Origin of the sequence: Paenibacillus wulumuqiensis (assembly GCF_000971965.1) — a bacterium.
Lineage (GTDB): Bacteria > Bacillota > Bacilli > Paenibacillales > Paenibacillaceae > Saccharibacillus > Saccharibacillus wulumuqiensis.
The window spans coordinates 613,816-627,588 of record NZ_LAQP01000001.1 but is presented as its reverse complement, the minus strand read 5'-3'; the positions used below and the strand labels follow the sequence as shown (position 1 = coordinate 627,588).

9 protein-coding genes and 1 riboswitch are annotated in these 13,773 nt (G+C 48.1%); of the genes, 6 read left to right on the top strand and 3 right to left on the bottom strand.

Annotation, left to right across the window (positions count from 1 at the left end; translation table 11 throughout):
• The first annotated feature begins 31 nt into the window (after nt 1-31).
• Nucleotides 32-211: riboswitch (cyclic di-AMP (ydaO/yuaA leader) on the top strand.
• A gap of 409 nt (nt 212-620) precedes the next feature.
• From kdpF to WH45_RS10800, 5 genes are all read left to right on the top strand, one after another.
• The gene (gene kdpF / locus WH45_RS24225) at nt 621-701 is read left to right on the top strand and encodes a K(+)-transporting ATPase subunit F (protein WP_064505584.1); all 81 of its coding nucleotides are present in this window, start codon (nt 621-623) and stop codon (nt 699-701) included.
• 19 nt (nt 702-720) lie between these two features.
• Nucleotides 721-2,391 carry a potassium-transporting ATPase subunit KdpA gene (gene kdpA, locus WH45_RS10815; RefSeq protein WP_082096702.1) on the top strand — a complete coding sequence of 557 codons (1,671 nt, stop codon included), beginning with the start codon at nt 721-723 and terminating at the stop codon, nt 2,389-2,391.
• Nucleotides 2,392-2,496: 105 nt separating this feature from the next.
• Entirely contained in the window at nt 2,497-4,524 is a 2,028-nt protein-coding gene (gene kdpB, locus WH45_RS10810) for a potassium-transporting ATPase subunit KdpB (protein WP_046214341.1), read from the top strand.
• 117 nt (nt 4,525-4,641) lie between these two features.
• Nucleotides 4,642-5,169: a potassium-transporting ATPase subunit KdpC gene (gene kdpC / locus WH45_RS10805; RefSeq protein WP_046214645.1), complete on the top strand. Its 528-nt coding sequence runs from the start codon at nt 4,642-4,644 to the stop codon at nt 5,167-5,169.
• Nucleotides 5,166-7,505, top strand: coding sequence for a histidine kinase (locus tag WH45_RS10800; protein WP_046214340.1), 2,340 nt, complete (start codon nt 5,166-5,168; stop codon nt 7,503-7,505). Before kdpC ends, WH45_RS10800 begins: the two co-directional genes overlap by 4 nt.
• A 28-nt stretch (nt 7,506-7,533) precedes the next feature.
• On the opposite strand, the gene WH45_RS22840 is transcribed toward WH45_RS10800, so the two are convergent.
• From WH45_RS22840 to WH45_RS10785, 3 genes are all read right to left on the bottom strand, one after another.
• Nucleotides 7,534-9,405 carry an ATP-binding protein gene (locus tag WH45_RS22840; protein WP_052723723.1) on the bottom strand — a complete coding sequence of 624 codons (1,872 nt, stop codon included), beginning with the start codon at nt 9,403-9,405 and terminating at the stop codon, nt 7,534-7,536.
• A gap of 222 nt (nt 9,406-9,627) precedes the next feature.
• Nucleotides 9,628-10,545 carry a DUF4097 family beta strand repeat-containing protein gene (locus WH45_RS10790; protein WP_082096698.1) on the bottom strand — a complete coding sequence of 306 codons (918 nt, stop codon included), beginning with the start codon at nt 10,543-10,545 and terminating at the stop codon, nt 9,628-9,630.
• A gap of 201 nt (nt 10,546-10,746) precedes the next feature.
• The gene (locus WH45_RS10785; RefSeq protein WP_046214338.1) at nt 10,747-11,883 is read right to left on the bottom strand and encodes a family 10 glycosylhydrolase; all 1,137 of its coding nucleotides are present in this window, start codon (nt 11,881-11,883) and stop codon (nt 10,747-10,749) included.
• Between the two features lie 617 nt (nt 11,884-12,500).
• Between WH45_RS10785 and WH45_RS10780 the strand changes: the two genes are divergently transcribed.
• Complete coding sequence (locus WH45_RS10780; protein ID WP_046214337.1) at nt 12,501-13,562, top strand: hypothetical protein; 1,062 nt, start codon at nt 12,501-12,503, stop codon at nt 13,560-13,562.
• Nucleotides 13,563-13,773 lie beyond the last annotated feature (211 nt).

Below are 13,773 nucleotides of genomic sequence, written 5' to 3'. Positions count from 1 at the left end.
GTTTTATTATGCTCTGAGCAGCATACAGGAAAACGTCACAACGCTTAGTTTCCATTGAACATGGAAAGCGGGGGAACCAAACGTCATGCAGACACGGACTGATACAGTTCATACATTACATGACACGGGGTGAATTCCGGATACTACCGGAACGGGCAATCTTCCAGCCCGAACCCGACAGCTAACCTCGTCAGCGTATCAGGGAGAACTTATATCCGGCTTATCACAGATGTGAAGCTTGTTTGTACTGCATTCGGTGAATGCGTATGACAGGTACAGCAGCTGCAAGGAAGCCTGGAGAAAAGTTCTGCTTTTCTCCAGGCTTCTTTTTTTGCGCCAAATTTTGCAAAAATCGCACCTGTAATTAAATTAAATACAACTAACAACCAATTGTAGACAATTTAATTTGGGTGATGATGCAGCCGTCAAATAGACAAAGGGATATAAGTAGAGAATCTGTACCCTCTACAGGCAAAGGATAGGAAGCTGAACTTATTATGAAGGAGCAACGAAATTATGCTGGACATCATGATGATTGTATTGGTAATACTCATCGCATTCGCACTTGGAGGACTGGCTGAATGGTCATCCCGAGTCATAGGAGAAAGAGGGAATGACAAGTGACCTGGTTACTGTGGATCATTATTGCTGGTTTGCTGGTGTATCTGTGTTATGCCTTGATTTATCCGGAAAAATTTTAAATAGGCAGGAGAGAGTGTTGTGAGTATTCTTCCATATATCGGCATTGTAGTAACCTTGATTATCGTCATTTTGCTGGCGCGTCCGATGGGCAGTTATATCGCCCGGGCATTTGATTATACTCCAGGGCGGCTGGATCGCTGGTTTGGCCCTCTGGAAAAAGGAATTTACCGTATTGGCGGTATTCGTCAGGACAATCAGACCTGGAAACAGTATGCAGCCGCCGTACTGATCAGCAACTCGATATTGATTTTGATTGTTTATCTGATATTCCGGCTGCAGGACAAGCTACCGCTTAATCCGGCAGATATTGGGGCAATGAGCCCGGATCTGGCTTTTAATACGGCAGTCAGCTTTATGACCAATACGAATCTTCAGCATTACAGTGGCGAGAGCGGATTATCGTTATTCTCGCAGATGACTGCTATTGTGTTTATGATGTTTGTCTCACCTGCTACGGGTATCGCGGTGGCTATCGCTTTTATTCGCGGACTGGCTGGCAAGCCGCTGGGTAATTTCTTCGTGGATTTGACCCGGGCGTTGACCCGTATTCTGCTTCCGATAGCCACTGTAGCCGCGATTATTCTGATCGGTCTTGGCGTACCGCAGACCTTGCAGACTGGAGTGACGGCCCAGACGCTTGAAGGCGCACAGCAGCAGATCGCGACAGGACCTATGGGAACTTTCCTGGCGATTAAAGAACTTGGTAATAATGGTGGGGGCTTTATGGGAGCCAACTCCGCGCATCCGTTTGAGAATCCGGGCGGGGTTAGTAATATGCTGCAAATTATGATGATGATGTTGGTTCCGGTCTCGCTGCCATTTACATATGGCAAGATGGTTGGCAATCGCAAGCAAGGACGTGTACTGTTCGTATCGATGATGATGATGTTTATCGTGATGCTGAGCGTGTCGCTCTTCAGTGAACACCAGGGCAATCCGCTGATTCAGCAGGCGGGTATCCAGCAGGGTACAGGTTCGATGGAAGGCAAGGAAGTACGCATCGGGGTAGAACAATCTTCCTTTTACTCGGTTGTTACGACGGCATCGGAGACAGGGGCAGTCAATACGATGCATGATACCTTAACTCCAATCGCAGGCATGGTCGCTATCGGCAATATGATGCTGAATACGGTCTTTGGCGGTTCGGGAGTCGGTATCCTCAACGTACTCATGTATGCCATTATCGCAGTATTCCTGTCCGGGCTGATGGTTGGACGAACCCCGGAATTTCTGGGGCGCAAGATTGAAGGTAAAGAGATGAAGCTGATTGCAGTTACGCTGTTGATTCAGCCGCTGCTCATTCTGGCGCCGACAGCTATTGCGCTCATGACATACCCGAACACCATTTCCAATCCGGGCTATCACGGATTGACACAGGTGTTGTATGAGTTCACTTCCGCTGCTGCCAATAACGGTTCGGGTTTTGAGGGACTTAGCGATAATACAATATTCTGGAATGTATCGACCGGTGCAGTGATGTTTATTGCGCGTTACTTCTCGATGGTGACGCTGCTGGCTGTAGCAGGATCTCTGCTTATGAAGAAGCCGGTGCCGGAGACAAGTGGTACACTGCGTACGGATCAGCCGCTGTTCGGTGTGGTATTCGTGGTCGCTGTAGTGATCGTGGGAGCACTGACCTTCTTCCCGGCACTGGTACTGGGACCGATTGCAGAACAGCTGACTTTGTAAAAGGATCGGCTGTCCGGAATATGAGCCGGCTGCCAACTGCAAATGTATAACCAAATCAAATCAAGCACAGCTAAAATAGAGACATTTCAAGTGGAGGAATCAGCAATGAAAAATCAAGCTTCCGTGATGAACCGGGAACTGATTAGCAAGGCTTTGCAGCAATCGGTGATCAAGTTAAACCCCAAATTGATGATGAAAAATCCGGTCATGTTTGTCGTTGAAGTTGGCCTGCTGATCAGCATTTTGCTGATCTTTATACCGAATGCTTTTGGAGAGGCGGTATCGACCGGCTTTAATATAGCGGTAGCTGTTATTTTACTGTTCACGATACTGTTCGCCAACTTTGCCGAGGCGCTGGCCGAGGGACGGGGTAAAGCGCAGGCGGATTCACTGAAAAAGACCAAAAAGGAAATCATGGCTCATCGCGTGGAGGGTGACCATATCGTCGAAGTGCCTTCAACCGATCTGCGCAAAGGCGATATTGTCCAGGTCTCCCAGGGAGAGATGATCCCGGGTGATGGTGAAGTGATCAAGGGACTGGCATCAGTGGACGAATCTGCCATTACCGGGGAATCGGCTCCGGTAATCAAGGAAGCAGGCGGTGACTTCAGTTCGGTGACCGGCGGTACAATGGTAATCAGTGATGAGATCAAAGTACGCATAACAAGCGATCCCGGCGAGTCCTTTATGGACCGGATGATCAGTCTGGTCGAAGGAGCCGAGCGGCAGAAGACACCTAACGAGATTGCTTTAAACACAGTATTGATAAGCTTGACGATCATCTTCTTGATGGTTGTGGTGACACTGCCGTTTATGGCTAATTATCTGGAGATTGATCTGGCTGTGCCTGTACTGATCGCGCTGCTGGTCTGTCTGATCCCGACGACAATCGGCGGGCTGCTGTCAGCGATCGGGATTGCCGGGATGGACCGGGTTACACGATTTAACGTACTGGCCATGTCAGGCAAAGCGGTAGAAGCTTCCGGCGATATCAACACCATCATTCTCGACAAAACCGGTACAATCACCTATGGTAACCGGATGGCAAGTGAATTTGTGCCCACAGACGGTCATTCTGCGCAGGAGGTCGGTTACTGGGCAGCAATCAGCTCGACCTATGATGAGACACCGGAAGGACGTTCCGTACTGGAACTTATGAAAAAGCAGGGCTGGAATTACGATCAGGAATTGGGGATGGGCGCGGAGATTATTGAATTCAAAGCAGAGACACGAATGAGCGGACTGAATCTACCGGATGGACGCAGAGTGCGCAAGGGCGCTGTCGATGCAGTCAAAAACTGGGTGACCGAGCAGGGCGGGACCATTCCCGCTTCGCTGCAATCCAACAGTGATGCGATTGCCTCGGCAGGTGGTACACCGCTGGCGGTAGCGGTGGACAACACGATTTACGGATTGATTTACCTCAAGGATACAGTTAAGGCCGGTATGAAAGAACGGTTTGAACAGATGCGCAGCATGGGGATCAAGACCATTATGTGTACCGGTGACAATCCGCTGACAGCAGCGACGATTGCCCGGGAAGCAGGCGTGGATGATTATATTGCGGAAAGTACGCCGGAAGACAAGATTGCCGTTATCCGCCGTGAACAGGCAGAAGGCAAACTGGTAGCAATGACCGGCGACGGTACGAATGATGCTCCGGCACTGGCGCAGGCCGATGTAGGGATTGCGATGAACAGCGGTACGGTAGCTGCCAAAGAAGCGGCGAATATGATCGACCTGGACTCCGATCCTTCCAAAATTATCGAAGTGGTAGCAATCGGCAAACAGCTGCTGATGACACGCGGCAGTCTGACCACCTTCAGTATCGCCAATGATATTGCCAAGTATTTTGCGATTATTCCGGCTATGTTCATGGTAGCTATCCCGCAGATGCAGCTGCTCAATGTAATGAATCTGCATTCACCGACCTCGGCGATTCTGTCGGCACTGATCTTTAATGCGGTTATTATCCCGATTCTGATCCCGCTGGCGATGAAAGGTGTAGCCTACAAGCCGATGAGCTCCAGCCGTTTGCTGCAGCGTAATCTGTTTATTTATGGCTTTGGCGGTGTGGTGGTTCCTTTTATCGGGATCAAGTTGATTGATCTACTGATCCAGTGGTTTGTCTGAATTCGATAGTTATCGTTCCCTGTGTACACGAGCAAGATCAACCGCCTATTCGGAAAGGAAAGAATAAACGTGAAAAATGTATGGATTACCTTGCGTACGAGTGCAATACTGTTTGTCATGTGCTGTGTACTGTATCAGCTTGTCATTACCGGGATTGCCAGAGTTGTCATGCCGCATCAAGCGGCTGGCAGTCTGATCTATAACAGCAATCATGATGTGATAGGTTCCGAACTGATCGGACAGTCATTTACCGATCCTCATTATTTTCAGGGCAGAGTATCGAGTGTAGAATATAATGCCAATGGTTCGGGTTCACCGAACTATGCACCTTCCAATCCTGAACTGATCAAACGGATAGAGGAGTCGGTTGTCACATGGCAAAAGCAGAATCCGAGTGTGCCGGTAGCTTCCCTGCCGGTGGATCTGATTACCAACTCCGGTTCCGGGCTGGATCCTGACATTACGCCTCAGGCAGCAGCAGCCCAGATTCCCCGGATCAGCAAGCTGACCGGTCTGTCTGCAGAGCAGCTGGAGTCGATCGTAAGCAATAATACGACTCCTGCACAGCTTGGTATCTTTGGTGAGCCGGCAGTCAATGTACTGAAGCTGAATCTGGCTGTACAGCAGCTGCGTGCACAGTCGTGAGTACGTTTCGACGCAAGACACCGGAAGAACTGCTGCAAATGATTGCCAAACTGCATCATGGCAAACTCAAAGTCTATATCGGGGCCGTTAGCGGCTCCGGTAAGACTTATCATATGCTGCGGGATGGTCAATTGCTCAAGCAGGAAGGTATCGATGTAGCCATGTGCGCCGTATCCACACTCCGCCGTCCGGAGACGGTACAGCAGCTGGGCGACCTTGAACGAATCCCGAGCATTCACTGGATGAAAACGGACAAGCAGGGACAGCAGACCGAACTGAAAGACCTGAATATCGAACAAATTGTGGTCCGTAATCCGGAAGTGCTGCTGGTTGACAATCTGGCTCATCACAACCGGCCGGAAGCCAGACACGCTACTCGCTGGGAAGATATTCAGTATCTGCTGCAGCGTGGTATCAGTATTATGGTCACTGTGAACGTATATGAGCTGGAAGGGGTAGCTGAACTGGCGCGGCAGTATATCGGTCGTGAAGTGGAGTGTACCGTTCCTGCCAATGTACTGGAACAGGCAGATGAAGTTCGTCTGATTGATGTAACGCCGGAGGTGATTCTCCAGCGTTATTTTGCCGGTCATTTGAATAACAGTGCAGACCGTGAGTATTTTGAAAGGGGGAACCTGGCCGTACTGCGTGAGCTGGCACTGCGCACCGTGGCAGAAGGAGTAGGCGGTACGCTGGAAAAGCATCGGGCCGAGCAGGGGCTTACCGGGCCAACCGGAACTGCGGAGCGAATTATGGTATCGGCGCAGTATCACTGGAACGGTTCGATCTATATCCGGCGTGGTCAGCAGATTGCCAGGCGACTCAGTGGAGATCTGCTGGTCGTTTCATTTTGTAATTCGAACCGAAAGCTGACAAGAGAAGAACAGACTTTCAAAAATGCATTTCGTGAGCTGACCCGGCAGATTGGTGGTACATTTGAAGAAATTCCAATTCGCTCACGGCGAATGCTGCCAAGACAGATGGTCCATTATGCCCGTGAACACCAGGTGACCCGGATCGTACTGGGGCATTCCCGGCAGAATCGCTGGCAGGAAGTGGTGAACCGGTCGGTTATTAATGGGCTGCTGCTGTATACGCGGGATATTGATATTTTCTTGATGGCCGATCGGGCGGAGCAGGAGGGAGAGCGTATTCTGCCTGCCCGCACGGGAGCAGTCAAGCGCGATGAAGTCTACCGGCGTCTGCCTTCCGAAGAAATCGAACGCAAAATTGACCGGATCAAGCGGGGAACATTTAAAGTATATGTGGGCGCAGCACCAGGTGTCGGAAAAACTTATACGATGCTGAGAGAAGGAAATGAACTGCTGAAGCAGGGCATTGATGTAGTGATCGGACTGCTGGAGACACATGGCCGCAAGGAAACAGCCGCTCAGGCTGCCACACTACCGATGATTCCCAAATCCCGAATCGCTTATGGAGACCGTCAGCTGGAAGAAATGGATCTCGATTCCATACTGAAGCGTAATCCGGAATTGGCGCTGATCGACGAGCTGGCGCATACGAATGTGCCGGGCAGCCGCAACAGCAAGCGATATGAGGATATCCGCGAGTTGCTGGATGCGGGCATTTCGGTTATTTCCACTGTCAATATTCAACATCTGGAAAGTCTGAATGATGCCGTGGAGCAAATTACCGGAATTCGTGTGCGCGAGACGGTTCCCGATTCGATCCTTCATCTGGCGGACGAAGTGGAATTGATCGATGTGACTCCACAGACGCTGCAGCAGCGGATGGAAGAAGGCAAAATCTATGCTGCTGCCAAGGTGGAGCAGGCGATGAATCATTTTTTTAAACTGGGTAATCTGATTGCTCTGCGTGAACTGGCATTGCGAGAAGTGGCAGATGATGTGGATGACCGGCTCGAATCCTGGGAGCGTCTTGATTCACTACGTGGGCCATGGCACCGGGAAGAGATTATTTTTGTTGGTGTGAAGCTGGATCATGAAGCCGAGCGGCTGATTCGCAGGGGATTCCGGATCGCCTACCGGCTAAAAGCCAAACTAATTGTGACCCATATTCATATAGGAAACCCGCAGTCGCTGACCGGAGAAGCTGCTGCCAAAGCGGATAAATTCGACAAGCTTACTACCAGGCTCGGCGGTGAATTCAATATCCAGTATGAGCCTGGCTGTAAGGGAATGACCCATCTGGCCCGGATTATCAACGAAGAGGCCCAGAAGCATCAGGCTACACAGATGCTTCTGGGCCAATCCAGTACTCCCCGCTGGAAGCGGTGGGGAAGAGAGTCAATATTACGAAAAGTACTGCGTTATGCACGGAATATGGATATTTTGGTCGTAGCCGACGGGGATTAAACCATTCAGCGGCTGCGGCCTTTTTCTGTCAGGGAGTCAGATAATCAGGTCCATGCTGGCCATAACGTTCTTCATATCTTTGCAGCACTCCGGCAATCTGGCGTTTGGATAAGGGTTCCATCAGGCATTCGTCCATCCCTGCCTGAAGGTGTACATCACATACGCTGTCCTGACCTGCTCCGGCAATCCCGACCAGATAAGGTTTCTGAGCGGAAGTGCCGTTATATACCGGAAGATCGTGTATGAATCGAACCCTATCCAGTCCATCTCTGCCAGACATTTGTATATCCATAAATACTATCTGGTAGAGGACAGAAGCCATGTTTTCGACGATCTGCTGCGAGCTGCTTATCGTAGTGGAAGTGTACCCCAGATCCAGCAATATCTTTTGCAGTTGACTTCGGCTGATGGCGGATTCCCTGGCAATTAAAATATTCAAAGGCGAACGTAGTTGAATAGGTGTACTCTGTATGAGCGGACCGCCGGGTACAGGAGGAGATTCCTCCGGCTGAAAGCTGGCAGTAAAGCAGAATCGGGTGCCCTGACCGGGCAAAGATTCGATCCAGATCCTGCCGTTCATCATTTCAACCAGACTTTTGCTAATAGCGAGTCCCAGCCCGGTCCCTTCGGTCGTTCGGGTAATATAGTTATCCAGCTGATGAAAGGGTTGAAATAAATAGTCCACTTTGTCTGCAGGTACACCGATCCCGCTGTCCGTTACACTGAATTGAATTGTCAGAGGGTCCATGCTGCCGGCCAGCAGACGTGCCGAAATCCGTACGCTGCCCTCCATTGTAAACTTAATGGCATTGCTGACTAAGTTAAGCAGAACCTGTCGCAGGCGTTTGGGGTCACCAATCAGCCACTCCGGTATATGGGGATGAATAGACAGGCTAACCTCCAGGTTTTTCTCTTTTGCACGTACAAGCATTATGTCCAGCGTCTCTGCCATCAGATGATGAATATTAAAAGGCTCTCTCACCAACTCGGTCTTACCGGCTTCTATTTTGGAAAAATCGAGGATGTCGTTAATGATAGTCAGCAGAGACTGGCTGCTTTTGGCAATAACCTGTACATATTCGCGATGCTGTTCGCCGAGATCGGGTGAATCCAGCAGCAGCTGGGTCATCCCGATTACTCCGTTCATCGGCGTGCGTATCTCGTGGCTCATCATTGCCAGAAAGTCACTTTTGGCCCGTACGGTTTGCTCGGTGATTTGCTGCTTCAGCTTTTCCGCTTCCGGCTGATTCTGCGGCGACACTATTGAGCCGTATTCATGCTGACTGTCGGCTGTTCCGTTATTTTGCCCCTTTTCTGTCCGAGTGGGTGATTCCATATACAGGGGAGAAGGCACCATTTCCTGATCGGTCATGAGATAAGGATAATCCCGCATTAGCTGCAGCTGCGCGGCTGCGGTCAATTGCTGTCCGTTGCAGGCATATATACATTTTGTTTCTACAGATGTCACCGACTGTTCGGACAATGCTTTGCCGATTGGTAGAGGACCGGAAGCAATGGCTGCTGTCTCTGTCAAATACTGATGAGACCAGATATATACGGGCAGCTGCTGGTCATAGTCAGCCTGCTGTATATTATTACGGAAATAAGTCAAAAGCCGATCAAAAGGAGAATCTGTGTACGGCAGGCTGAAGGAGGTATGATCGATATAATACAGGCGATTCGGCTGCACTGCTGCCAGTTCAGACGATAACCGTTCAACTGCCTGTTTGTAAATGGAAGCTTCCTCAGCGATCAGCACATAGCTGCCCTGCTTCAGCCCGATTTGCATATAGGAGATCAGACGGTCCAGGTAGGAAGAAGGATCATTGTATACATAAAGGATATGACTGCTGCAGTTGTCAGTTAACAATTCGCGTAATTGTTGGGGTTCGGTAGTCATGTCACACTCCAGATTGTCATTCGTAATTTCATTTCTTCTACTAGTTATAACATATTTTTTACAATTACAGATTGAAGAATGGATATTATTTACAGAATAATCATAAATATAGCCTATTAATAAAATATTTAGAGGGATTTGTCACATCCTAAAGGCATTAAACACAGAAAAATCAGGAGAAACTGTCATTCATCCTGTATCATCAGTATCTCCTGACTCTTCTTAATTGACGGTTATATTCCCTGTAGTGGTACGCACCCGTATATACTGCTGGCCGTGAGAGGAGGCAGCGGGCAGCTTTACCTGACCTGTCTCCGAATGGATATCATAATTCCCCTCAGCAGATGAATGATTATGAATAAGTACGTTACCAGTCTGAGCGTTTACCTGCAAACTATGAAGATCCGCTAGTAGGATATCCACATCTCCGGATTTGGCTTCAATCTGTCCTTCACCATCAAGGCGGCCGATATGGAGCTGTCCGGACCCGGTAAAAGAATGAACCCGTCCGCTGGCCTTATTGACCCGTATACTACCGGAGCTTGATTCCAATTCAAGCTGTTCGCCATGCCACTGTTGTACAAGAATATCGCCGGAAGATGTATACAGCTGGGCATGTCCATTCAGCTGCTGAGCCTTGATACGGCCGGAGCCGCTATGTGCAATAATCCGGTCGGCGGTGACATCGGTGAGATTGGTCTGGGCGGAAGCCAATTGGAACTCGGCCGATTCCATACTGCGTGGATCAGCGAGCCGTACGGTAATATACTGCACATGCGCAGGAGTGTTACCGCTCCATAGATCTCCAGGATAATGAGGCTGCTTCAGCTGCAGTTGAAGCGTATTTTGATGAATATCGAGCTGGCTCAGCTGCCGGATCACATAGGTAGATAATTCTCCATGGAGCTGTACACTATCCTTACCATCCGTGCTGGGTTCAAACTGGACCGCAATCTCATAATCGGAATCGATTCGCAGATGCTTGAGTTCACCATGCTGTGCAGACCAGGTTTGTATATGGGCCGTCCCTGGTCTGGCAATATGATTCATGTACAGCAGCCAGATCACTATGCCGACCATAACCATAAGGAACAGGCTGCTCCAGATTATCCATGACCGTTTTAATCGAATAGGACTCATAATGTACTTTTCTCCTCAGGACTTGTACAGTCTGAAAATTATGATGCATCAAAATATGTATGGTTATACGCGGCCCTAGTATAGCACTCGTGATAAGGTGTCACAAGTCGCAGCATCATACCAAAGTAAAACAGCCCTTTTCCAGAGAGGAAAGGGGCTGTTTTATATTAATTGGGTTATTATCGTACTCAATTGATAGGATTACAGGCTGGAACGCAGTCCCAGATTGTTCAGCATGGCATCTGTCCATTGACCGATACCATAGTAGTTCACGCTGGTTACTCCCGGCTGATTAGTACGCAGTCCATTATAAAGATTGGTTGCTGTATTGGTGTCAATATTCGCGTCTACAGCAGGGATCAGTGTTTTGTCGGCTGCTTTTGCTTTGGTGGCTGCCAGAATGCCTGTAGAGTTGTAGATCCAGTCTACCGAATGACCCAGGCCGCTGTAATTTGCCATTGGCAGCAGGAAGTCAACATACTGGCTGAACAGGGCAACATCCTGACCGGAGTTGGCTTTGTCCGGAGAAGCAGTGTAGACGCCCAGAGCCAGATCCGGTTTGATTGTTTTTACATCGGTACTGATCGATTGCAGGTAAGAAGCCATTTGCTGGGCTTTCCAGTTGTTCCATTGCGCAATTTTGCTCGCGCTGCTGCTTCTTGTGAAATCAATCTCTCTCGGATCAAAACTGTTCGATTGACGGAAAGCATTGATAGTGGAAATATTCATATCCACACGCTCATTATCAAAATCCAGACCGCTTACTACGACACCGTCAATATTGTAATTCTGTACTACTTCCTTGACGATGGAACGTTCATACTGCTGAACAGCAGGCTCAAACAGGTTGACATGGTTTTCTGTACCGGTATACCCAGTATAGGAAGAGATTTTGCCATAGTCATCAATAGTACGCATCTGCCAGGAAGAGTTGATATCGATAGCAGCTTTGTCCTGAGCCTGTGGTACCCATGCACGTACTTTGATACCATATTCATGGGCTTTATCGATTACGGCTGCCAGCGCATCGAAGCTCTCATATTCAATCGCTTCTGGAACAATCTGGCTGTCATAAAAAGCAAAACCGGAGTTGCCATTCACATCGCTATCCTGTTTTACACTCATATTGATCACTGATACATGATTACGCGCAGCTTTGATAATGAAAGAATTAACATCATCTGCATTGCGGAAATTGGCTTCAGTCTGTACCGTGATTTCATTGGTCAGCGGTGTTACCGGAGCAGCCGGTTCAGCTGCACTGGCAGTAGAAGTCTGCCATGGCATAATGGTCAGGGCCAGTAGAGCAGCAGAGAGCGAATAAGCTATTTTTTTCATGTGAGATCGGTCCTTTCGTGAATCCGTATGTTTTTGAATTTGTGTAAGTGCCGTGCCGATTCATTATTACTTTTCGTAACTATACCATTATAATATGAATAAATGATGAACGGTAACATCGTTACAATACGTTAGAAGCAGCTGCAGTCTGCAAAAGTGATAATATCCCGTAATAAACTGTTCTGTATCTATCTGACAGAGCATTTTAGCGAAATTTGTCACGCTTTGATTAGGTATACTATATATTACGTATCCTAATCATAAAATGTTTCACATATTCTACCGAAAATTAAAATTATTTTTGAGATAGACATAAAATTTTCACAATTTCTATGAAAAACAAACAATAATTATGATTTTAATGTATAAATAGGTTGTTACCTGCATATGGGACTCGCCAAATTTTAACTTGCTGCGAAAACGTGTTAATGTATATATAGGTTTTATACCCATTGTGAGGGAGCATTCTAGCTAGCCGGATGATCTTTTATTAAATAAATTACAGATCCAATTCTCTGGCTGCATCTTCTGTAGGATTTGGGCAGTGTCCCAGATAGGAAAAGCACGTTCTGCCGAAAAACCTACAACTATACTTAAGGAATTGAAAGGAAATACTTATGAAAACAGCTAAAATGGTATTATCACTTGGAATGGCAGCATTGTTCAGTTTGCCTTTCGCAACTGCTTATGCAGAAAGCAACACCCCTGTAAATCAGGAGCCGCAGCCAGCCTCCAGCACTGCAGCCTCCGATATCGACTCGGACTTTTTCCAGCAGCAGAAGAGAGCGGTTATTCGTGATACAGCCGGCACTGCTGCAGATGTGAAGGAACAATCCACTTCTGACAAGCCGGATGTTCAGGCGGAAGAAACACAACAATTGGTGAACGCGGATTATACGTATATGACGGTAACCGGGGAAGTGTACAGCTCCAAGCGCGGTTATCTGGGTGCTGCCAAACGGGAGGACGAGGTTAATAATCTCACCAGTTCCACACAGTTCAATCCGAATAATACATTCCCGGTTAATCAGATCAATGGTGGAACAACAGGTGCGTTTGAGCGACGCCAGCTCGGCTTTGAGGGATTTGACAGTATTACTTCGGATATTACACTTCCGGCTGTAAGTGGCTTGGGTGAAGGAGAGCAGCCATGGGTATATTATGGATTTGACTCGGAGCGAGGCGCAATCGAAGCAGGCTATTCCTACCAGACCGGTACACATCGCTGGCTGCCATACATCCGTTCAAACGGATTCTATTACGGAGATTCGACCAATCAGAAGTATGATGGCAATCAGGTCAAAAACGTCAAATTCTATCTGTCCAAAACAGTGAGTACGGATACGTATTACAACGCCTATTTTGTTGTTAATAACACCCAGGTGCTGATTGCGCCAACCAAATGGACGGACAGCGATACGGATTCCACATCGGTCAAAAGAGTAACGTCCATTGCCAAAAAGGCGTTTGACGGCAATAATATCCAGGGAACAACGATGAACCAGCGCTACGAGAACGTGCAGGTGTCCCGCTTCAATGAAGAGCAGGCGTATCCGTGGAGTCAATATACCGAATACACAGAGCAGCGTAATGGCAAATGGTACGGTACGCTTGATAACTCACCTGCCTATGTACATCGGAACTGGATTAACAGCTCCATTTTCAAATCAACCAATTAAGTGGAGTAACCAGCAGTAAATCGCATATCAGAATAATAGACGGCATATTCGAATTCGGCGAGAATATATGCTGTAACGATTGTAAAAATACAGACTGCAACCATCGCGAGAATCGACTCTGGAATTATCAAAAAGGACAGGCAGGCGAAGAAATGCGCCATGTCTGTCCTTTTTGATATGCAGTCTGCAAGTTTACTTCTATATAACAGAG